Source organism: Pseudomonas reinekei (assembly GCF_001945365.1).
Classification (GTDB): domain Bacteria; phylum Pseudomonadota; class Gammaproteobacteria; order Pseudomonadales; family Pseudomonadaceae; genus Aquipseudomonas; species Aquipseudomonas reinekei.
Genome location: NZ_MSTQ01000004.1, coordinates 261,148 through 282,418, shown reverse-complemented (window position 1 = coordinate 282,418; position 21,271 = coordinate 261,148). Strand labels below are relative to the sequence as shown.

General features: G+C 61.2%; 23 protein-coding genes. 8 read left to right on the top strand and 15 right to left on the bottom strand.

Annotated elements, in window-relative coordinates; all coding sequences use genetic code 11:
* The first annotated feature begins 108 nt into the window (after positions 1 to 108).
* The gene (locus BVK86_RS08205) at positions 109 to 897 is read left to right on the top strand and encodes a lipopolysaccharide biosynthesis protein (protein WP_075945940.1); all 789 of its coding nucleotides are present in this window, start codon (positions 109 to 111) and stop codon (positions 895 to 897) included.
* A gap of 23 nt (positions 898 to 920) precedes the next feature.
* Here the strand turns inward: BVK86_RS08205 and BVK86_RS08200 are convergent, their stop codons facing one another.
* Complete coding sequence (locus tag BVK86_RS08200) at positions 921 to 1,763, bottom strand: LysR family transcriptional regulator (RefSeq protein WP_075945939.1); 843 nt, start codon at positions 1,761 to 1,763, stop codon at positions 921 to 923.
* A 108-nt stretch (positions 1,764 to 1,871) separates the two neighbouring features.
* Here BVK86_RS08200 and BVK86_RS08195 point away from each other — a divergent pair, with 108 nt between their 5' ends.
* The 4 genes from BVK86_RS08195 to BVK86_RS08180 all read left to right on the top strand — a co-directional run bounded on the left by BVK86_RS08195 (position 1,872) and on the right by BVK86_RS08180 (position 6,638).
* The gene (locus BVK86_RS08195; protein ID WP_075945938.1) at positions 1,872 to 2,576 is read left to right on the top strand and encodes a haloacid dehalogenase type II; all 705 of its coding nucleotides are present in this window, start codon (positions 1,872 to 1,874) and stop codon (positions 2,574 to 2,576) included.
* 17 nt (positions 2,577 to 2,593) lie between these two features.
* The gene (locus BVK86_RS08190) at positions 2,594 to 3,367 is read left to right on the top strand and encodes an aldolase (RefSeq protein ID WP_075945937.1); all 774 of its coding nucleotides are present in this window, start codon (positions 2,594 to 2,596) and stop codon (positions 3,365 to 3,367) included.
* A 150-nt stretch (positions 3,368 to 3,517) separates the two neighbouring features.
* Positions 3,518 to 5,089, top strand: a complete 1,572-nt coding sequence (locus tag BVK86_RS08185; protein ID WP_075945936.1) for a sensor domain-containing diguanylate cyclase — start codon at positions 3,518 to 3,520, stop codon at positions 5,087 to 5,089.
* Positions 5,090 to 5,231: 142 nt separating this feature from the next.
* Positions 5,232 to 6,638, top strand: a complete 1,407-nt coding sequence (locus BVK86_RS08180; RefSeq protein WP_075945935.1) for a DUF1254 domain-containing protein — start codon at positions 5,232 to 5,234, stop codon at positions 6,636 to 6,638.
* A gap of 53 nt (positions 6,639 to 6,691) precedes the next feature.
* Here the strand turns inward: BVK86_RS08180 and BVK86_RS08175 are convergent, their stop codons facing one another.
* Positions 6,692 to 7,006, bottom strand: coding sequence for a hypothetical protein (locus BVK86_RS08175; protein ID WP_075945934.1), 315 nt, complete (start codon positions 7,004 to 7,006; stop codon positions 6,692 to 6,694).
* 239 nt (positions 7,007 to 7,245) lie between these two features.
* Between BVK86_RS08175 and BVK86_RS08170 the strand changes: the two genes are divergently transcribed.
* Both BVK86_RS08170 and BVK86_RS08165 read left to right on the top strand, forming a co-directional pair.
* Positions 7,246 to 8,040 carry an exodeoxyribonuclease III gene (locus BVK86_RS08170; RefSeq protein ID WP_075945933.1) on the top strand — a complete coding sequence of 265 codons (795 nt, stop codon included), beginning with the start codon at positions 7,246 to 7,248 and terminating at the stop codon, positions 8,038 to 8,040.
* 113 nt (positions 8,041 to 8,153) lie between these two features.
* Positions 8,154 to 8,981: an arylamine N-acetyltransferase family protein gene (locus BVK86_RS08165; RefSeq protein ID WP_075945932.1), complete on the top strand. Its 828-nt coding sequence runs from the start codon at positions 8,154 to 8,156 to the stop codon at positions 8,979 to 8,981.
* Between the two features lie 59 nt (positions 8,982 to 9,040).
* On the opposite strand, the gene BVK86_RS08160 is transcribed toward BVK86_RS08165, so the two are convergent.
* Both BVK86_RS08160 and BVK86_RS08155 read right to left on the bottom strand, forming a co-directional pair.
* The gene (locus BVK86_RS08160; protein WP_075945931.1) at positions 9,041 to 9,367 is read right to left on the bottom strand and encodes a BrnA antitoxin family protein; all 327 of its coding nucleotides are present in this window, start codon (positions 9,365 to 9,367) and stop codon (positions 9,041 to 9,043) included.
* 3 nt (positions 9,368 to 9,370) lie between these two features.
* Positions 9,371 to 9,652 carry a BrnT family toxin gene (locus tag BVK86_RS08155; protein ID WP_075946113.1) on the bottom strand — a complete coding sequence of 94 codons (282 nt, stop codon included), beginning with the start codon at positions 9,650 to 9,652 and terminating at the stop codon, positions 9,371 to 9,373.
* A 256-nt stretch (positions 9,653 to 9,908) separates the two neighbouring features.
* On the opposite strand from BVK86_RS08155, the gene BVK86_RS08150 reads away from it, so the two are divergent.
* On the top strand, positions 9,909 to 11,426 hold the full coding sequence (locus tag BVK86_RS08150) for a nucleobase:cation symporter-2 family protein (RefSeq protein WP_075945930.1): 1,518 nt from the start codon (positions 9,909 to 9,911) through the stop codon (positions 11,424 to 11,426).
* Positions 11,427 to 11,491: 65 nt separating this feature from the next.
* Here BVK86_RS08150 and BVK86_RS08145 read toward each other — a convergent pair whose 3' ends face one another.
* The 11 genes from BVK86_RS08145 to BVK86_RS08095 all read right to left on the bottom strand — a co-directional run bounded on the left by BVK86_RS08145 (position 11,492) and on the right by BVK86_RS08095 (position 21,231).
* Positions 11,492 to 12,724 (bottom strand): dienelactone hydrolase family protein, encoded by a 1,233-nt coding sequence (locus tag BVK86_RS08145; RefSeq protein ID WP_075945929.1) that lies wholly within the window; start codon positions 12,722 to 12,724, stop codon positions 11,492 to 11,494.
* Between the two features lie 28 nt (positions 12,725 to 12,752).
* Positions 12,753 to 13,541, bottom strand: coding sequence for an SDR family oxidoreductase (locus BVK86_RS08140; protein ID WP_075945928.1), 789 nt, complete (start codon positions 13,539 to 13,541; stop codon positions 12,753 to 12,755).
* Positions 13,538 to 14,131, bottom strand: a complete 594-nt coding sequence (locus BVK86_RS08135; RefSeq protein ID WP_075945927.1) for a cysteine hydrolase family protein — start codon at positions 14,129 to 14,131, stop codon at positions 13,538 to 13,540. The genes BVK86_RS08140 and BVK86_RS08135 overlap by 4 nt, the downstream gene beginning before the upstream one ends.
* Positions 14,131 to 14,664 carry an aromatic-ring-hydroxylating dioxygenase subunit beta gene (locus tag BVK86_RS08130; RefSeq protein WP_075945926.1) on the bottom strand — a complete coding sequence of 178 codons (534 nt, stop codon included), beginning with the start codon at positions 14,662 to 14,664 and terminating at the stop codon, positions 14,131 to 14,133. Before BVK86_RS08130 ends, BVK86_RS08135 begins: the two co-directional genes overlap by 1 nt.
* Positions 14,654 to 15,985: an aromatic ring-hydroxylating dioxygenase subunit alpha gene (locus tag BVK86_RS08125; RefSeq protein ID WP_092267178.1), complete on the bottom strand. Its 1,332-nt coding sequence runs from the start codon at positions 15,983 to 15,985 to the stop codon at positions 14,654 to 14,656. Before BVK86_RS08125 ends, BVK86_RS08130 begins: the two co-directional genes overlap by 11 nt.
* Before the next feature lie 17 nt (positions 15,986 to 16,002).
* Entirely contained in the window at positions 16,003 to 16,947 is a 945-nt protein-coding gene (locus tag BVK86_RS08120; protein WP_075945925.1) for a PDR/VanB family oxidoreductase, read from the bottom strand.
* A gap of 119 nt (positions 16,948 to 17,066) precedes the next feature.
* Positions 17,067 to 17,861: an alpha/beta hydrolase gene (locus BVK86_RS08115; RefSeq protein ID WP_075945924.1), complete on the bottom strand. Its 795-nt coding sequence runs from the start codon at positions 17,859 to 17,861 to the stop codon at positions 17,067 to 17,069.
* A gap of 6 nt (positions 17,862 to 17,867) precedes the next feature.
* Entirely contained in the window at positions 17,868 to 18,554 is a 687-nt protein-coding gene (locus BVK86_RS08110) for an ABC transporter ATP-binding protein (protein ID WP_075945923.1), read from the bottom strand.
* Entirely contained in the window at positions 18,547 to 19,296 is a 750-nt protein-coding gene (locus BVK86_RS08105) for an ABC transporter ATP-binding protein (protein WP_075945922.1), read from the bottom strand. The genes BVK86_RS08110 and BVK86_RS08105 overlap by 8 nt, the downstream gene beginning before the upstream one ends.
* Complete coding sequence (locus BVK86_RS08100; RefSeq protein WP_075945921.1) at positions 19,293 to 20,309, bottom strand: branched-chain amino acid ABC transporter permease; 1,017 nt, start codon at positions 20,307 to 20,309, stop codon at positions 19,293 to 19,295. Before BVK86_RS08100 ends, BVK86_RS08105 begins: the two co-directional genes overlap by 4 nt.
* A gap of 10 nt (positions 20,310 to 20,319) precedes the next feature.
* Positions 20,320 to 21,231: a branched-chain amino acid ABC transporter permease gene (locus tag BVK86_RS08095; RefSeq protein ID WP_075945920.1), complete on the bottom strand. Its 912-nt coding sequence runs from the start codon at positions 21,229 to 21,231 to the stop codon at positions 20,320 to 20,322.
* Between the last annotated feature and the right edge of the window lie 40 nt (positions 21,232 to 21,271).

Below are 21,271 nucleotides of genomic sequence, written 5' to 3'. Positions count from 1 at the left end.
GTCGCAAATTTGCGAACTGGCAACGCAATGCAGTTGGCCATGAGGTTAAAACTATCACAATGAAAGTAGGTCATAGATGACCGGGCTAAATGGGATAGGGAATTCAAGATGGATGTTGTGCAAAAAAAATCGTCACTGACCGCAGGTCCACTTCATGTGCATGACCTTGATGAGTGCCGCAACATTCAGAAAGGATCAGTGTTTATTGTGGCTTCGGGGGCGTCCGCCAAGGACTTTCCAGCGCAAAAGTATGCTGGCGTTCCCATGATCACCATGAACGGTGCGATTTCGAAGTTCGTTGGAACAGGGATCAAACCGTTTTTTTATGTGTGTACCGACCTCGGCTTTCCCCGGGAGCAACCTGATTTGTTTTCCCAGGCCATGGGTATCAGTGAGCGAGTCGCACTCGGCGAAGATCATCTCTGGGGCAATCAGGCGGAGCCCGAAGGCGAGTTGTATTTGCTCGGGCGGGCGCCCAAACAGTCCTGGAGTGATTTGTTCCGCACGGATCAGGAGCTGGTCAGAAGTCGCAAGTTGGGCACCGGGCGCACTCGCAGCCTGGGTTTCAGCAAGAATCTCAAACGCGGCTTTTTTGACGCTCGCACGGTGGCTTATCTGGCATTACAGCTTGCCTATCATCTGGGGTTTACCAAGGTGTTTCTGGTCGGCGTCGACTTGAATGAAACGGTCTGTCGTTTCTACGAAGAGCCTGGGTCCAAGACATCTCCTTGCCGGCTCGATCAGCACTTTTTTACGAGAATCTTGCCGTCGTTGGAAATTCTGTCGAAGTACGTCGTGAATGAAGACTTTCAGGTCTTCAACCTGTCGGACACGTCGAGGATTCCGGTGGAGCTCGTGCCCCGGGTGACGATGGACCAGCTCGATGCACTGATCTGACCGCTGCCGTGGGAGAGTCGGGCTTAGGGGGGCGATAGCGCTCCTCGCAAGAACTCGATCAAGGCCTGCTGTAAACCGCTCAGAGCGCCGTCGCGGCTGATCAACGCCAGTTCCGTGGGGGGCAGTGGCGGCAGGTCGGTGCAGACGCTGTGTTCAGGCAACACCGCCGATGCGGGCAACACCGAAATGCCCAACCCGCAAGCCACGGCGGCTTGAATGCCCGTCAGGCTATGACTGCCGAAGGCGATTCGCCAGGGCCGTTGCGCGACATCCAGCAATCGGATGGCGCGCTGACGATAAAGGCAGCCCTGCGGAAACAGCGCCAGGGGTAATACGCCGTCGATGGACTCAACATCCGCACCTTTGACCCACACCAGTGTTTCCGGCCAGGCGTCCCAGCAGGGGCCGCTGCCGGGCTCGCGCTTGACCAGCGCAATATCGATGCCGCCGCTGGCGAGTTGCTGTTTAAGGTCGGTGCTCATGCCGCTGACTGTTTCCAGGCGTGCCTGGGGTTTCTCCCGCTTGAACCCGGCCAGAATCGTTGCCATGCGCCGGGCGTCGAAATCCTCCGGGACACCGATGCGCAGGATCTCCAGATCAACGTCGCTGGCCAGCGCTTCGACGGCTTGCGACGACAGCGCCAGCAAACGCCGGGCATAGTGAATCAGCATTTCGCCATGCTCGGTGACGCTGATGTTTTGCCCGGTGCGATCGCGCAACAACAGTGCATGCCCGACCATTTCTTCGAGTTTGCGCAGCTGTTGACTCACCGTCGATTGCGTTCGATGCACGCGCTCGGCGGCGCGGGTGAAGCTGCCTTCATCCACCACGCAAACGAAGGTCTTGAGCAGTTCGAGATCGAGCATGGCAATCCCCTTGATATTTGAATTACAACTAACATGCGTCTATTAATTTAATTTCACACTATCACGTAGCGCTCATAAGCTGAAGATCACCTTTCAGAGGATGCTTCCATGACACTGCAAAACACTCCACGCCCTGAGTGGCTGACCTTTGATTGCTACGGCACGCTGATCCAGTGGGATGAAGGCTTGAAAGCCGTGGCGGCCGATATCCTGCGCGGCAAGGACGAACATGCTGTGGATGTCGAGCGCCTGATCGAGGTCTATGACCGCCACGAGCATCGACTGGAGCAAATCCCGCCGCATCGGTCGTTCCGCGAATTGAGTACCCAAGGTTTGCAACTGGCCCTGGAAGAGCTTGGGCTGACGAGTGATCCACAGGACAGTCAACAATTGGCGTCGGCCATCCCACGGATGCCGCCGTTCTCCGAAGTCATTGCGACACTGGCGCAGCTCAAGGCCATGGGCTTCAAGCTGTGCATCGTTTCCAATACCGACGACGACATCATTGCCGGCAACGTCGCGCAACTGGGCGGGCATATCGACCGGGTCATCACCGCCCAGCAGGCCGGCGCCTACAAACCCGATCCGCGCTTGTTTGACTACGCTCACCAACAGCTTGGTGTCACTCGCGAGCAGGTGGTGCACATCTGCGCCAGCCCGACGCTGGATCACACCGCCGCCCGGGACATGCATTTCCGGTGCGTGTGGATTGACCGTGGCACCGGCCGGCAATTGCTGCCGGATTATCGACCCGATGCGATATTGAACACGCTGGATCAGGTCGTGCCCTTGTTTAAGTCCCTTGGCTGGTAACACACGGAGTCGTCAACATGGCACACACGCTTGCAGGCAGTTCCCGGCGTTCGTTTTACGCTGACCTGAACCTGGACTCAGAGGCCGTCATCACCGCTCGCACCGAGTTGGCGGCGTGCTTTCAACTGGCGGCGCGCCACGGTTTGGAGGAGGGCATCTGCAACCATTTTTCGGCCATGGTGCCGGGGCGCGATGATCTGTTTTTTGTGAACCCGTATGGCTACGCATTCGAAGAAGTCCGCGCCGACAACCTGCTGGTCTGCGACTTTCACGGCAATGTCATCGACGGCGATGGCCAGCCGGAAGCGACGGCTTTCCATATCCACGCGCGGCTGCACAAACAACTGCCCCGGGTGAAAGTGGCGTTCCACACGCACATGCCCCATGCCACGGCGTTGTGCCTGCTGCAGGGCCCGCCGCTGTTATGGCTGGGCCAGACTGCCCTGAAGTTTTATGGCCGCACGGCGGTAGACGAGCATTACAACGGCCTGGCCCTCGATGAATCCGAAGGCGACCGGATTGCCGGCGTCATGGGCAACGCCGACATCCTGTTCTTGAAAAACCACGGGGTGATCGTCGCCGGGCCGACCATCGCCGAAGCCTGGGACGATTTGTATTACCTGGAGCGCGCAGCGCAGGTGCAATGGATGGCGATGGCAACCCAGCGCGAACTCAAACCGGTGCCCCATGAAATCGCCCAGCGGGCCTATGAGCAAATGCGCCTGGGCGATGCCGAGAGTGCGCGGGCGCATTTGCACAGTGCGATGCGGCGATTGCAGCGTTCTGGCTGATGCGCGGTCATTCGGGGTGTCGGGCGCAGAGCAACGGAACCATATGCCGAGTGGTCTCCATTTATTCCTGATAACCCCGTAGACTACGCGCACAAAAAATAAGGGCTTTTGGGCAGGTGCCCATGCATTGCCCTTAAAGGACGAGCTTTTTTGCCCACACGCTTCCTGGACCGTTATTACACTCCCGGCGTCGCCTTCAAACGCGCACCGTTGCGCAAAGCGGCTGTACTATTTGTAGCCACGGTGTGCCTGTGCCTGTGCGGTTTGCTTTACCTGCAACTGGAACAATCCCGGCGCCACGACCTGAACCAGGCTCAGATTGCGTCCTCGAACCTGACGCGCGCCATGGCGCAGCAGGCCGAAGACACGTTCATGAAGGCCGACCTGGTGCTGACCAGTCTGGTGGACTGGATTCAAGTGGACGGTTTCGGCCCGGCGCTCAGGCCACGCTTGCAGAAAACCTTCGCTCGACGCGTGCTGTCGCTGGAACAATTGCACGGCATCTTGCTGTTCGACCAAAAAGGTCAGTGGATTGTCACTTCCTTTGAAAGCCTTCCTCGCGGACCCGGCGTGGCGGATCGCGACTACTTCAAATTCCATCAGCAAAACGTGACATCCGCGGCGCACATCGGTGCGGCGATTCGCAGCCGGGAAAATGGCGAGTGGATTATCCCGGTTTCCAAGCGGATCAACGACAAGAACGGCCAGTTCCAGGGGGTGTTGTTGGCCGGGATCAAGATGTCGTACTTCGACCAGTTCTTCAAAAGCTTCAGCATCGATGACAACGGCTCGATGTTCATGGCGTTGACCGATGGAACATTGTTGGCGCGCCGGCCCTTTGTGGAGTCGCAGATCGGCACTTCTTTGGCCCGGAACGAAATCTTTCAGACACTCCTGCCGCAAGCGTCTTCGGGCAACGCAATGTTAACCTCGGTGGTGGATGGCATTGTCCGCTTGTTCGGGTACCGGCAGTTGGAGGCTTACCCGCTGGTGGTGTCGTCGGCCTCGTCGAGGGACTCGATTCTCGCCGGGTGGTACGACACCGCGTTTCGCTCCGGCCTCATCGTTGCGTTGGTGATGTTGGGTGTGGCGCTGTTCGGATGGGTGTTTCTGCGGCAGGTGCGCGTCGGCGAACGGGTCGAGGCGGATTTGCGCAAGGCCCAGGAAGCGCTGGAGTTGATCGCGACGCACGACAGCCTGACCGGCCTGGCCAATCGCCGATTGTTCGAGCGAGCGCTGGATATCGAGTTCGGGCGCGGTGCGCGACAGAGCAGCGCGCTGAGTCTGATCATGCTCGATATCGATTACTTCAAGCGCTACAACGACACCTATGGCCATGTGGTAGGGGACCACTGCCTGGCGCAGGTGGCCCGGGCGATCAAAGGTTGCTGCCATCGCAAAGCGGATCTGGCCGTGCGTTACGGCGGTGAAGAGTTTGCGGTGTTGCTGCCCGACACCGACATCCACGGCGCCATGACCCTTGCCGAACAAATACGCCGCAGCGTCATGGACAAGAACATCAGCCATACCGGTTCACCCACCGGCTATGTGACGGTCAGCCTCGGTTGTTACTCGTTCGTGCCGACGGGGCGTGACAGCATGGAGGTGTTTATCCAGCGCGCCGACGCGGCGCTGTATCAGGCCAAGCACGCGGGGCGCAATCGCTCGGCGGTGCTGTCGATGGAGGGTCATGTCGAGGCGCTGATGCGTTCTGACCGATAAGTTGGAACTCGACTCTGTTTCACGAAAGCAACACCCCGGCCAACCGGTGGTCCGCCTGTCGGGTCATGTTCATTTGATCGTCTAGAGTTCCGATAGCTCTGCCAAATCCGGCAGATCTCCCATCGCACGGACGATCGCCATCATGTTGATAACCCAAGCATTGACGGCCGTTGCCATGACCGTTGCCGTCGCAGCCATGTTTCCGCTGGTCAGCCAGGCTCAATCGAACACCACTCCCGAAGAGGCTCACGCCATTGGCGTTGAGGCCTACGTTTATTTCTATCCCTTGTTGACCATGGACATCACCCGCAAACAGTTCACCAACATCGAGCCGGGCAAGGCGTTCGGCAAAGGCCCGATGAACATGTTCGTGAGTGTGCCGCAATATCCGCCCGCAGATTTCAAAGGGGTGGTGCGCTCCAATTTTGACACCTTGTATTCCATCGCCTGGCTCGACTTGACCAAGGAACCGCTGGTCATCGCCGCGCCGGACACCGCCGGACGCTTCTATTTGCTGCCGATGCTCGACATGTGGAGCGACGTTTTCGCCTCACCGGGCTGGCGCACCACGGGAACCGAAGCCGCGCAATTTCTGGTGACGCCACCAGGCTGGACCGGCACGGTGCCGGCCGGGCTGAGTCATTTGCCGGCGCCGACGCCATTTGTCTGGGTCATCGGCCGGACCAAAACCGACGGCGCGGCGGACTATGCGGCCGTGCACAAGATCCAGGCCGGCTACACCGTGACGCCGTTGTCGCGACTGGGCAAAGACGCCGAGCCGGTCAGCGTAAAAATCGATTCGTCCGTCGACATGAAAACCCCGCCGAAGATTCAGGTCGACTCGCTGTCGGCGGCTGACTACTTCGCCTACGCCGCCGAGTTGCTCAAAGTGCATCCGGCCCACAGCACGGATCAGCCGATACTGGCGCAGATCAAACGCATTGGTATCGAGCCCGGCAAATCGTTCGACATGGGCGCGCTGGCACCTGAAGTCCAAGCCGCGCTCGATTCCGTGCCCGCACAAGCGCAGAGCCTGATGAAGTGGAAGGTGGAAACCCTGGCGCGCGTCGTCAACGGTTGGTCGATGAATACCGACACCATGGGCGTCTATGGCAACTACTACCTTAAACGCGCGATCGTCGCCCAGGTCGGGCTCGGCGCCAACTTGCCCGAGGATGCGATTTATCCATTGAACATGGGGGATGCGGCCGGCAAGCCACTCGACGGCACGAACAAGTACGTGTTGCATTTTGACAAGGGGGATACGCCACCGGTGAATGCTTTTTGGTCGATCACGCTGTACGACCCGGAAGGGTTCCAGGTTGGCAATGAACTGAATCGCTTTGCAGTCAGCAGCTGGATGCCGTTCAAGAGCAACGCTGACGGCTCGCTGGACATTTACTTCCAGAACGAAAGCCCCGGCAAAGACCTTGAAGCCAATTGGCTACCTGCACCCAAAGGGCCATTCAACCTGACGATGCGCTTGTACGGGCCCAAGGCCGAAGCGCTGAACGGCAAATGGAATCCACCGCCTGTCAGGCAGATTTAGCTAGCCGGCAGCAGGCAGCCGCGGGTGTCTCACCATCGGTTGCCTTTACGCGTTCAGCTGCCGGTCCCGCCGCCAGCACCCCCGGTGCCACCGCCGGATGATCCGGTACCACCACCGGCGCCTGATCCCGACCCCGAACCGCTGGAGCTACCGGCACTGCCGCCCGATGAACCCGTCGCACCACCGTCACCGGCGTTGCCGCCTGACGGTGCGCTGGGGGTGTTGTCGGGCGGCATGACAGGGCCGCTGGTCGCGCCGGATTTGGTGCTCGTCGCATCAGCGTCATCGCCAGAGGCGGCGATACTGGCCATGGACGCCACAGAGAGCAATCCGGCCAATAGCAGCGAAGTACATTTAATGTTCATCATGGTCCGTCTCCACAAATGAGTCGTTACCTGATGTTGGTGTGATGGGCCGCGCGGAGGGTGCCGTTTGGCTGACGAGCGGCAGTCACTGATCATCACCGATGGTCAGCCGCTATCCCTGTGGGAGCGAGGTGTTGGGTGTATTCGTCGACGGTTGATACGCCGCAGACCGGCCGGCCGACGAAACACCGGCAAGTCTGCGAGGTCACAGCCAGGACAGCCGGGCATATGGAGCGTGGGTCATGAAAAAATTGCGAATCGCGACGTTCAACGTCAACGGCATGCGCGCACGGTTGCCCAACCTGCTGGCCTGGCTCGAGCGCGAGAAACCGGACATCGCCTGTCTGCAGGAGCTGAAGTCGGTGGACAGCGCATTTCCTGCCGCCGAGCTTGAGGCCGCCGGCTACGGCGCGATCTGGCAGGGGCAGGCGTCGTGGAACGGGGTGGCGATTCTGGCGCGGGATGCGCAGCCACTGGAAAGCCGCCGGGGCTTGCCGGGCGATGACAGCGACAATCACAGCCGCTATCTCGAGGCTGCCGTGCATGGTGTTTTGGTGGGGTGCCTGTACCTGCCCAACGGCAACCCGCAACCGGGTCCGAAATTCGATTACAAACTGGCGTGGTTCGAGCGACTGATCCGCTACGCTCAAGCTCTGCAGAGCAGCGAGCACCCGGTGGTGCTGGCCGGCGACTACAATGTGGTCCCGACGGACCTGGACATCTACAACCCGCGTTCCTGGCTCAAGGATGCGTTGCTGCAACCCGAGAGCCGCGAGTGTTATCAGCGACTGTTGGATCAAGGCTGGACCGACTCCCTGCGACATCTTTATCCGCAGGAGCGGCTCTACACCTTCTGGGATTATTTCCGCCAGCATTGGCAAAAAAATTCCGGCTTGCGCATCGATCATCTGCTGCTCAATCCGGCCTTGAGTCCTTATCTGGCAGGTGCGGGTGTCGATGCCTGGGTCCGCAACGAACCGCATGCCAGTGACCATGCGCCCACCTGGATTCAACTGGGTTCGCGCAAGCGTCGTTGATGTGTCTCGGGGGAGCGATTGGCTAAATCAATTGTCGTGCGCAGCGGTTCATCCCTTATACATAACGGCCATGGGTGGAGCGATCCGCCGCTTGCGTGCATAGGGACTGAACGATGAGCAAACCCCGCCTGACCAATCGTGCGCTATACCTGCAACGGCTGGGCTTCGATGCGCCGCCGGCGCCGACCCTGGAGACCTTGCGTCAGCTGCAATTGCGCCACACCGGCGTATTCCCGTTTGAAAACCTGACCACCTTGTCCGGCGAGCCGGTGCAGATCGATCTTGCGTCGATCGAACAGAAAATCCTGGATCAGGGACGCGGCGGTTACTGCTACGAACTCAACTACCTGTATCTGACCTTGCTTCAAGAACTGGGTTTCGATGCGCAAGGCATCAGTGGCCGCGTGGTCATGGGTCAGTCCGAAGGCGCCTGGACGGCACGCACCCACCGCTTGAGCGTGGTGACGCTGGGTGGCGTACGCTACATCAGCGATGTGGGCTTCGGCGGCATGGTGCCCACCGCGCCGCTGTTGCTCGACAGTCCCGCTGAGCAAACGACGCCTCATGAGCCTTATCGCATCGAACAACACATGGACGGCTACACCCTTCGCGCCAAGGTCGGCGACGAGTGGCGAGCGATGTACATTTTCGATCTGCAGCGCCAGGAAGACATCGATTACAGCGTCGGCAACTGGTACGTCTCGACTCATCCGCAATCATCCTTTGCCAGGCAGTTGATGGTGGCGCGGACCGGGGAAGGGTGGCGTCGTACGCTCAACAACGGCAGCTTCGCCATCCACCGCATCGGCCACGACAGCGAGCGTCGGCAGGTGGCCGATTTGCAGGCGTTGCTCGGCGTGCTGGAAGGGGAGTTCGGTATTCGGGTGCCGACCAATGCGACGTTAATGCGCACACTCGAGGGCCTTATCCGGCCGAAATAGCACCATATCGTGTGCACAAGAAAGGGGCGGATTGAATCAATCTGCCCCTTTTTGTTGGCCTACGGCCGAGCATCGGGCTCCATCACACGATGGATTTCATTAAGGGCCTCCAGCAGTTTTTTCTCCAGGCTTTTCAACTCCGTGGCCGTGATGCCCGGTTTTAAATGCCCGGTCGTTTTCGGCTCGGTCGTTTTGTTCAGATCGCTGAGCAATGTCCGTCGCAGGATGTTGTTGATGACGGTCTGATAGCCGTACCCCTCAGTTTCTGCCAACGCGCGTGCCGCCTCGATGACCACTTCATCGAGCATGATGGTGATTCGGGTTTTGCCTTTGCCCGAAGCAACGGCCCCGCGCTTGGCATTGCTGAAGTCGTATTCGTCTTTCATGGGTCAAGCCTCCAGATACTGGCTTCGCTCGGCTTTGCTGGCGGGGCGCACAGAAATAATTCGAACGAAATTCGGATCACGATAGGTGTATGCAACGACCAGCAAATGCCCTTTGCCATCCAGCCCCATGGTGATCCAGCGTTGTTCGTCATGGTCTTCGTCCTGAAAGGTCAGGGCGTGCTCGTCATGGAATACCGGTTCGGTCTCGGCGAGGCTGATGCCTTGGTGCTTGAGCTTGTTGGCTGCGTTCTTTGCCTTGTGACACTGAATTTCGAATGACTTAATTATGCATACTTTATATGTATATTGAAGAAGTCGAGCTCTACCGACGGTCGTCATGAATTCAAAAGACTAGTGGTTGCAGGAGAATGGCTCAGCCGGATGTATTGCAAGGAATTAGGCAAGGCAGGAAAGCGGTGGCACACAGTCTGCATGACTGACCGTTCATAATTTGACGAGCGAGTTGTATACAACTCTATAGACATTTGTCCTGAGTCTTGCATACAGTGTGCGCATAACAAAAACCAGGGAACCCCCTAACATGAAAACGCCCCATGTTTCACACCAACGGCCCGAAGACGAAAACCTCGGGATCGGCGCGAATATGGCTTACGGCCTGCAACATGTTCTGACCATGTACGGTGGCATCGTCGCGGTGCCTTTGATCATTGGTCAGGCTGCCGGCCTCTCGCCAGCGGACATTGGTTTGTTGATTGCTGCTTCATTGTTTGCGGGAGGGCTGGCGACGTTGCTGCAAACCCTGGGTCTGCCGTTTTTCGGTTGTCAGTTGCCGCTGGTACAGGGCGTGTCGTTTTCCGGCGTCGCGACCATGGTGGCGATTGTCAGCAGTGGCGGCGAGGGTGGGTTTCAGTCGATTCTGGGGGCGGTGATAGCGGCCTCCCTGATCGGGTTGCTGATCACGCCGGTGTTCTCGCGAATCACCAAGTTCTTCCCGCCGCTGGTGACGGGCATTGTGATCACCACCATCGGCCTGACGCTGATGCCGGTGGCCGCGCGCTGGGCCATGGGCGGTAACAGCCATTCCCCGGAGTTCGGCAGCATGGCCAACATCGGCCTGGCCGCCATGACACTGGTGTTGGTGCTGTTGCTGAGCAAGATTGGCAGCGCGACCATCTCCCGTCTCTCGATCCTGCTGGCGATGGTCATCGGTACGGTCGTCGCGGTGTTCCTGGGCATGGCGGATTTCTCTTCCGTTGGCGAAGGTCCGATGTTCGGCTTCCCGACCCCGTTCCACTTCGGCATGCCGACCTTCCACTTCGCGGCGATCCTGTCGATGTGCATCGTGGTCATGGTGACCCTGGTGGAAACCTCGGCGGACATCCTGGCGGTCGGTGAAATCATCGACACCAAGGTGGATTCCAAGCGTCTGGGCAATGGGCTGCGCGCTGACATGCTGTCGAGCATGATCGCGCCGATCTTCGGCTCCTTCACCCAAAGCGCCTTCGCCCAGAACGTCGGGCTGGTGGCGGTGACCGGGATCAAGAGCCGCTATGTGGTCGCCACCGGCGGCCTGTTCCTGGTGCTCCTCGGCCTGTTGCCGTTCATGGGGCGGGTCATCGCGGCCGTGCCGACCTCCGTCCTTGGCGGCGCCGGTATCGTGCTGTTCGGCACCGTAGCCGCCAGCGGCATCCGGACGCTGTCCAAGGTCGACTACCGCAACAACGTCAACCTGATCATCGTCGCGACCTCGATCGGCTTCGGCATGATCCCGATCGCTGCACCGAACTTCTACGATCATTTCCCAAGCTGGTTCGCCACGATCTTCCATTCGGGCATCAGCTCTTCGGCGATCATGGCCATCGTGCTCAACCTGACCTTCAACCACCTCACCGCCGGTAACTCCGACCAACAGTCAGTGTTTGCGGCGGGCACCGAGCGGGTCCTGCGTTATCAGGATCTGGCAGCGTTGCGCGAAGGGGATTACTTCAGCGACGGCAAACTGCATGACTGCGATGGCAAAGAAGTTCCGGTGGTCGAGGTGGACCACGGGCATGGCGAGCCACGGGCGGCGCATGCGAAAGCCAGTGAGCATGTCTGACGTTTGAGTGAATGAAAAAAGGCCGATCCGTTGAATGACAGATCGGCCTTTTTCAATGTCGGGCTCTATTGCCCGCTTTGCGTCCAGCGCCCCATCAACGTATTGGACGGCAGTTGTTCATCCAACAGCTTTCTCGCCGTTTCCACCCCTGCCACCGGCAGCCCTTCAGGGTTCAACAAGCCAATTTGCACCAGCACGCTGGCCTGGTCCCAGTAGATATGCTCGTGGTACAGCTTGTCCCCCCGGAACTTGATCACCCCCAGCATTGGAATCTCCACGTACTTCCCGGTCGGAGCCACGTTGGGCAGCATCCAGTCGATTTCGCTGCTGTGGGTGAAGCACATGATGAATTCGTCGACGATCTGCAGGGCACCGATGGTGCGGGAGATGGGGATGAGCTTCATGTCTGGCGGATTGCCGTGGACAAAATGGTGTTGGTAGAAGCGGCTGAGTTCCTTGGCGCCGACGCCGCCGGTCATGGTCGGAATATGGTTGACGTAGGGTTCGGCGACCATGGTCGCCATGGTGGCGGGCACGTCGCGGGTGTCGAACTCGTGGCGGATGTGTTCTTCCCACAGGGCGGACAGGTTGAAGTGCGGGCCGATCTCACGCTTGAGTGCGGCGATGCTGCGTTCATGGGCCATCAGCGAGGCCGGCTTGTCGTAGTGTGAACTTCCAGCCCGGGCGAAAGCGTGGTCGACGCCCGGGTACACGTAGATTTCGGCCTGGTCGTTGCCGGCCAGGTGTTCGCTGATCAGCGCGCGGGCATTGGCGTCGCAGTAGCTATCGTTTTCGGCAAAGTGCAGGACTAACCGACCCTTGAGATTTTCCGATTCGTGCAACAGGTGTTCGATGCCCATGCCGTAGTAACCGACAGCGCAGGCCACGTCGGTGCGCGTGGCGGTCAACCAGGCCAGTTTGCCGCCCATGCAGAAACCGACGTAACCCAGGCCCGGCCCTTCGACTTCAGGCAATGCCCGCAGGGCTTTGAAGCTGGCGTCGATATCAGTGACGGCCTTGTCCACGTCCAGGCGCTGGAACAGGTCGATGGCCATGGCGAAATCCGCTTCGGTGTAGCCCAGGTCAACGCCCGGCTGCAGGCGCCAGAACAGGTCCGGCACCAGCGCCACATAACCCTCCTCGGCATAGAAATCGGCCACCGCGCGCATGTTGGCGTTGACCCCGAATATCTCCTGGCCGATCACCACGCCAGGTCCTTTGCCGCTGGCCGGCAGGGCCAGGTAACCGCTGAACGTGGCGCTGCTGTCCGTTGCACGGATCTGAATCATTTTGCCCATGTCATCTTCCTCATTCGGTTATCAGGATTTATTGGCTGTCACGGTATTGCTGGAACCACACGCGGGGCGACACGCCACGGTCGGGCCCGAGAATCGAAAAGCCGCCGTCCACCGGCACGTCGACACCGGTCATCCAGCCTGCACCCGGGCTGCACAGAAAGGCCACCACGCTGCCGATTTCATGGCCACGGCCGATGCGTCCGAGCGGGTGAAAGGGTGCCCCGACCCGGTCGGCCAGTTGCGGATCGTTGTCGCTGAAGTCGGCGACGCTGGGCGACCAGGTCCAGGCCGGGGATACGCTCAGCACCCGGATCTGTTCCGGAGCCAGGGTCATGGCCAGGTTTTTCGTCAGTTGCAGGATGCCGGCCTTGGAGGCGGGGTAGAGCGCGCGCCCGGCCGCGCCGAACTTGCCGCCCGTGCTGCCGATGTTGATCACCACGCCGCCACCGGGCAGATGCACGGCCGCTTTCTGGGTGAAAATCGCCGCCGATACCAGATTGACGTTCAGGGTTTTCAGCCACTGCGCGCGGTCCGAAGCCAGCCCCTGATCGGCGTACAGGCAGGCATTGTTGACCAGTATGTCGAGCCTGCCGAAGCGGGCCAGCGTGGTAGCGATGCACGCGTCGATGTCTTCGTCGCGCTCCACGTCGCACGCTGAAAACCCGCAATCGAGTTCTTTCGCCAACGCTTGGCCACTGTCGGCGTTGCGTCCCACCAGCATCACCCGCGCACCTTCGGTCAACAACTGCCGGGCGATGTCCAGGCCCAGCCCTTGGGTACTGCCAGTGACAATCGCCACTTTGCCTTCGAGCATCATGCGAAATCCTCCAGTGCTGCCTCGACGTGGCTGATGCGGGCGATCAGCGCCATGCTCGCCAGCGAGGCCGTGTGTGTGCCGCTGTCCGCGCTGGCGCAGGCATCGGCCGCCACCGTGACTTCGAAACCGCAGTCCACGGCATGACGCACCGTGCTTTCCACCACCGAGTGAGTCGCCACGCCCGCGATCAACAAGTGTGAAGGATTGAACTGGCGCACCAGGCTTTCCAGCGGTGAGCCATAAAAGGCATTGATCCGGTTGTGGGTGACGACGAACTCCTGGCGGCTGACCTTTGGTACCAGTGCGCTGTAGAACTCCGCGCCCCAGCTGCCTTCCCGGACAGCGCCAAGGCTGGCGACAGCGCGCAAGATCGGCGCGTTCTGGATCAGGTCGGCGTAGTCCGGCCGGAACGCCACGCGCACGTGGATGATCGGCCAGCCCTTGGTTCGCGCGCCGGCGAGCAGCCGCCCGGCAGCGTCGAGCAGCGCAGCGCGCACGAGGTCATCGGCCCCCAGCCCGACCCGAATCTTGCCCTCGGGGTGCAACACGTCGTTCTGATAGTGCAGGGCGATCAGCACCGGCGCGCTCATCACACGAACACCTCGAGGTTGGCGAACACATCGTTGCAGTTGATGAGATCCACGCGCTTGAGCTGGATCTGCCAGCCACCCCCCTCCTGAGCGGCCAACTTATAGGTGTAGCGACCGGCGAGCTGACGTTGTTCCAGGCGCCATTCGCTGTACTGGAAGCTCGCGCTGACCACCAGCAAGCCCTGGGCATCGAGACCCTCGACCATCACGTTACCCACCAGGTGCGCGGTTTGGGTCTGCGGTTGCTGCGACCAGTTGCGGGCGTTTTCCACCCGGCGGATCCGCACCTCGCGCAGCATGCGGTTTTCCCAGAACAGCGAAATATGGTCGAACGGGTTGGCTTGCTCGTGCTTGTGCGGCACCCAGTACATGCCGGTGTCGGTGAACAGCTTGTCCCACTCCCAGAAACGCCGCTCATCCAGCAGGCGCGCTTCCTGGTAAAGAAACTGTTCGATCTGGCGCAGGGTTTCGACGGGAACCTGGGCGGGGGTCAACTGGCGGGTGTCGACGTCGATTCGGCGGTCAAGCAGCATGGGTGCTCTCCTTGGCGATCAGGGTGGCGGTCATGAACTGTTTCCAGGCGGCGAACTGGTTGCGCATCGGCAATTCGCTGGTGCCGTTGGTGGACACCGCGCCGTCTTCCAGCGGCTTATCGGTACCGACGTAGCGGTGCATGCTGATCCACTCGCCACCACGGGTCATGTTGCCTTCCTGGCAGCGAGCATAGACTTCGACGTCGTCGGGCATCACGTTGGAGGAGGGCGAGTTGATGACGTTGGCGTAGGTCAGTGCGCGGTCGAACACGGCATCCGGGGCACCTTTGCAGCGGAAGGTTTGAATCTCGACCATGGTCTGGTCCACGGCGATGGGGCGGATCACCCGGAACTGCATGAACACGGTGTGCGGCGAACCGCTGCCGTAGATCACCGTGTTGTGGCGGTTCATGCCCAGGATCTCTTTGGCGCGCTGCTCGCCGTAAGCCTCGCTCAGGCATTCGAAGTGCGCGCGGGAGACCTCGTCGCGCTCGGCGGCGGTCGGGTCGAAGATCGCTTCCATGTAGCCGTGGCCGTTGTGATAGGCGCGCAGTTCGAGTTTTTCCCAGAAGTCATAGGGCTCGCCGTTGCCGTCCATGATCAGCAGCTCGAAAGGCATTTCACCGATGGCTTGGGCTTCGTCACGCGCAGCATCCACCGACGATTCGTGGGTCACGCGGGCATGCATGGTGTCGTGCAGGTTCTCGTAGAACACTTTCCAGTTGGAGCGTTGCTGAACGCGGAAGATGCCGCCGGCCACCTCGACCTCACCGACCGGTGAACGGTCGCAGAGGTTGTCGATGGAGGTGATGACGCCGCCCAGAAATGTCTTGAGGTCCGGTCCGAATGCCGCCTGGCTGGCAAACACAAAGCCGCGATAGGCCTCGACGCGGGCCACACTGACCATGGAGAAATCCGGGTGTTTGGGGTCGTAGCAGGTGCCTTCGAAACCACTCTTGAGCGGCGCCGACAAATGCTGGCCGTCGAGCTTGAAGGTCCAGGCGTGGTACGGGCAGCGGAAGAATTTGCCGACACTGCCGTCACCGTCAGCCACCAGTTTGGCGCCTTTGTGCGGGCAGCGGTTGTACAGCACGCTGACCTGCTGGTTGGCGCCGCGCACCAGGATCACGTCCTGATCGCCGATGCGCGTGGTGTGGTAGTCGCCGGGGTTCTTGACCTGGCTTTCATGGCCGACGTAGATCCAGGCGTTGCCGTAGATGCGCTCCATCTCCAGCTTGAACAGGGTCGGGTCGGTGTAGACGCTCTTGTGAACGCTGTCTTCGCGGATCAAGGCAGCGATTTGCTCGTTGGTCGGTATCACGGGATGTCCTCGGCTTGTCACAGATCGAGTACCAGCAGCGCGCTGCTGGCACGGGAGACACAGGTGCAGAAACTGCCGCTGGCGCGATCGCGCTCCGACAGGCAGATGTCGCGGTGGTCGGGCTGACCGTCGATGACCTGGGCGACGCACACGCCGCAGTCACCCCGCCGGCAGTCGAACATCGGGTCCAGGCCGGCCTGGAGCATGGCGTCCAGCACGCTTTGCCCGGCGGCCACTTGCAGGTTCACGCCGCTTTCGCGCAGGTGCACCTCGAAGCCCTGGTCACCGGCCATTTCCAGCGCGCCGCTGAACAGTTCGTAATGCAAGTGATCGTCTGCCCAGCCCTGTTCGCGAGCGCAGGTCAGCACACTGTTGAGCATGGCGGTCGGGCCGCAGATGTAGAGGTGCAGGCCGGGTTTTGGCGCGGCCAGAATCTCAGCGACGGGCAAGCGCTTCTGCGGGTCGCCGCCGCTGATCCAGCAATGGTTGTCGAGGCAGGCGCGCGCTTCGGGCAGATAGGCCATCTGTGCTTCATCGCGACCGGCATAGTGCAGGGTGAAAGACTTGCCCGCCGCTTGCAGCGACCGGGCCATGCTCAGCATGGGCGTGATGCCGATGCCACCGGCAATCAGCAGCGCGTGTTCGGTGTTGTCACAGAGTGGGAAGTGGTTGCGTGGCGCATCGGCCAGCAGTTCATCGCCGACCTTCAGCGAGTGCACCCAGCGCGATCCACCGGTGCTCGTTTCTTCGAGCTGGACGGCGATTTCGTAGTGTTCGCCGTCGGGCAGGTTGACCAGCGAATAGGCACGGCGTTGAGCGCGGCTGCCAGGTACATGCAGCTCCAGATGGGCGCCGGCAGTGAAGTCCGGTAGCGGCTGGGTGTCGCTGGACACCAACAGCACGCGGCGGATTCTGGGGGTCAGAGGCTCGATCTGTTGGACCCTGAGCGAGAGGCTGGACATACGCAATTCCTGTCTGAATTCGTAGCCACTGTATGAAGCCTGCGAGGGTCAAAAAAGCCGCAAACGGCAAACCGGTATCCACTTCTGGCGAGAGTTATTTGTAGGAGCAATGCGTGCTCTTACGGGGTCAGGTGCTCAAGCAAGGCCTGCACGTGTTCGCCATCCACCCTGGCCAGATCGTCCAGCACCGCGAAGTGATGACACCCGGCAAGCTCGACAAGGCGCACGGCCTGCCCCGCCTCGCGGCAGGCACTGGCGTACTCGCGCGAATGGCGGATCAATGCCGGCAACTCATCCCCGCCCACGGTCACCAGCAACGGTGCGCCATCGCCGATCAGCCGTTGCGGGCTATAGCGCTGGATGTCGTCTGCGCTCAGGCGCAGCTTGTCGTTGAGCCAGCAGCGGCTGATGGGGTCAAGCTCCATCAGGCCGCTGATCGGCATGGCCAGGGTCACCAGCGTATGCCGACGATACAGCGCGGTCAGATGACCGCCTGCCGAGTGCCCGCACAGCACCACCTGCTGACCGATGTTCAAGGCGTCGCGATGCGCCAGCAGATAATCCAGCGCCTTGCCGATCTGGCCGACGATGGTGCCCATGCTCGCTTCGGGCGCGAGGGTGTATTCCAGCAAGCCGACATTGAAACCGGCCTCGATCAGGCCCTCGGCGATAAAGGCGTAATCGTCCTTGTCCGAGGCTTGCCAGTAACCGCCATGTATGAACAGCAGCGTCGGCGCCCCGGCATTCGCCTGGGCGTACCAGTCGAAACGCTCGCGCATGGCATTGCCATACGGCACATCACGCTGCCAGGCGTGGCTCACATAGGTCTCGGCGCTGCGTTGGCGAAAACGCTGCATGATCTGCGGAAAATTGCCCACGGCGGCGACGTTGTTGTAAGCCTGATCGAAATCCATGTGCGCTCACACTCCCAGGTAGCGTTGCGACAGTTCGGGTTGAGCGGCCAGCTCCAGCGGTGTGCCATCCCAGACCTGGCGCCCCTTCTCGATGATGTGATGGCGGTCGACCACCCGCGCCATTTCCTTGAGGTTCTTGTCGATCACCAGAATCGTCTCGCCCTCGGCCTTGAGGGTGGCCAGGCAACTCCAGATCTGCTCGCGGATGATCGGCGCCAGGCCTTCAGTGGCTTCGTCGAGAATCAGCAGGCTGGGGTTGGTCAACAGCGCGCGGCCGACCACCAGCATCTGCTGCTCGCCGCCCGACAGGGTGCGTGACAGCTGGTCCTGGCGCTCCAGCAAACGCGGGAACAGTTCGTAGACCCGCGCCAGGTCCCATTTGCCCCGCGTGGCGGTGGCCAGCAGATTTTCCCGCACGCTCAAGGTGCCGAAGGCGCGGCGGCCTTCCGGCACCAGCCCCAGGCCGGCCTTGGCGATGCGATAGGGCGCGGCACCGCGCATTTCCGTGCCGTTGATGCGAATGCTGCCGGCGCTGGGCTTGAGCAAGCCCATGATCGATTTGACCGTGGTGGTCTTGCCCATGCCGTTGCGGCCGATCAGCGACACCACCTGGCCCTGCTCGATGCTCAGGTGCATGTCGAACAGCACCTGGCTCAAGCCGTAGCCCGCTTTCAAACCTTGAACCTCAAGCATGTTCTTCTCCCAGGTAAGCGGCCCGCACTTGCGGGTCGTTGCGCACTTGTTCGACACTGCCGGTCAGCACCGTCTGGCCGTACACCAGCACCGTGATACGGTCGGCGAGGGCGAATACCGCATCCATATCGTGCTCGACCAGCAGGATCGCGTAACGACCCTTGAGGCTGTGCAGCAGCTCGGTCATGCGCGCGGACTCGTCGGCGCCCATCCCGGCCATCGGCTCATCGAGCAATAGCACCGAAGCTTCCTGAGCCAATGCCAAGGCGATCTCCAGTTGCCGCCGTTCGCCATGGGACAGTTCGTGGACCGCATCTTGCGCGCGAGGGCCCAGGCCCACCTGTTGCAGGTAGCCCAGCGCCGGTTCCAGCAGGCGGGTGTCGCGGCTCAGCGGACGCCACATTCCAAACGCCTTGCCGTCGCGGGCGGCGATGGCCAGGGCGATGTTTTCCAGCAGGGTGAACTCGGTATACAGCTGGCTGACCTGGAAGGCCCGCGCCAATCCCAGGCGCGGCCGCTGCCAGGCGGGTACACGGGTGATGTCCTGGCCATTGAGATGGATCTGGCCCTGGTCGGGGAAAATCTCGCCGGCAATCTGCGCGATCAAGGTGGACTTGCCGGCGCCGTTGGGACCGATGATGGCGTGCAACTCGCCCTTGGCCAGTTCGAGGCTGGCGCCGTTGGTGGCTTTCACCGCGCCAAAGGCCTTGTGCAGATCCCGAATCGATAGCTGTGCGCTCATGGGCGTGCCTCCACGGCGGCATTCGGTTTGATGGCAAGTGCCTTGGGTTTGCGCTGCAGCAGGCTGAGCAGCAATCCGTAGACGCCTTTCTTGCCGAACAGCACCACCAGCAACAGCAGGGGGCCGAAGATCAGCATCCAGTGCTCGGTCCACTGGCTCAGCACCTGTTCAAGTCCCAGGTAAGTGGCCGCGCCCAGCAGTGGGCCGAGCAGGGTGCCGACGCCGCCGAGAATCACCATCGCCATCAGCTCGCCGGACTTGTGCCAGGCGCCCATGTCGGGGCTGACAAACAGCGCGTAGTTGGCCCACAGAATCCCCGCCAGACCACCGCCGGTGCCGGCGATCACAAACGCCGTGAGGCGATAGCGCAAGGGTTTGAGACCCAGGCTGACGCTGCGCCGCTCGCTCTGCTTGAGCCCGCGCAGGACAAAACCGAATCGCGAATTGACCAGCCGCCGGCACAGCAGCAACCAGCCCGCCAGCAAGATCACGCACAGGTAGTAGAAGTGGTTGGCGTCACCCAGGTCCAACCCGCCGAGGGTATTGCGCTCGTTGAGCAAAATGCCGTCGTCACCGCCGTACAGCGACAGCGAGCCGAGCACGAAGTAGAGCATCTGGCCGAACGCCAATGTGATCATGATGAACTGCACGCCGCTGGTGCGCAGCGACAGATAACCCACCAGCAGCGAAAGCAACGCGCACACCAGCAGCGCCAGTGGCCACACCACCAGCGCGCTGTTGCTGCCTTCCCAGCCCCACAACGGCATGCCTTGCGAGGTGTGAAAGGCCACGATGCCGACGATGTAGCCGCCCAGGCCGAAGAACGCTGCGTGGCCGAAACTGACCATGGCGCCGTAGCCGATCAGCAGGTCCAGGCTGATGGCCGCCATGCCGTAGATGGCGAGGCGGGTGAAGAAGCTGACCAGGTAAGGCTCGTGCAGCCAGTGGGCCAGCAGCGGCATGCAGGCGAAGGTCGCCAGGCACGCAAGGTCGATGATGAGGCGTGGTGACATAGGGTTCTCCTCAGGCGCGGGCCGGCAGCAGGCCGCGGGGGCGCACCAGCAGCACCAGGGCCATGACGATGTAGGCGCTGGCGGAAATCAGCCCGGCGCTCAGGGTGCCGCTGGTCTCGCTGGGCAGCAGTTGGTCCAGCAGCGGCGGGATGTAGGCACGGCCCAGGCTGTCGACCATGCCGATCAGCAAGGCCCCGACCAACGCGCCGCGCACCGAGCCGACACCGCCGACGACGATGACCACGAAGGTGGTGATCAGGATCTTTTCACCCATGCCGATCTCCACCGACAGCAGCGGTGCCGCCATGAAACCGGCCAGGCCGCACAGCACGCAGCCGAACACGAAGACCAGGGTGTACAGCCGGGCGATGTTGACCCCCAGCGCGCCGACCATTTCATGGTCGTCGGCGCCGGCGCGAATCAGCATGCCCAGGCGCGTGTGGTTGATCAGCAGCCACATGCCGACCGCCACGATCAGCCCGGCGGCGATGAACAGCAGCCGGCTGACCGGGTACATCAATCCCGGCAGTACTTCGACAAAACTGGAATACCACTCGGGCGTGGGCATCGCCGGTGGGCTGCGGCCGAAGATCAGGGTCAGCAGTTCGTTGCTGAAAAACACCACGGCCAGCGTCGCCAGCACCTGATCGAGGTGATCGCGATTGTAGAGGCGACGCATGATCGTGGTTTCGATCAGCGCGCCGTAGCAGGCCGAGCCGATCAGCGCGGCCAGGCCGCCCAGCCAGAACGACCCGGTGGCCATGGCGGTGTAGGCGGCACAGAATGCGCCGACCATGTAGAAGGCGCCGTGGGCCAGGTTGATCACGCCCATGATGCCGAAAATCAGGGTCAGGCCTGAGGCCAGCAAAAACAGCAACGCGCTGTATTGCAGGCCGTTGAGAATCTGTTCGAGCAATAACATGACTGCGTTCCTCACGAAAACGCCCCGCAGCGGTACTGCG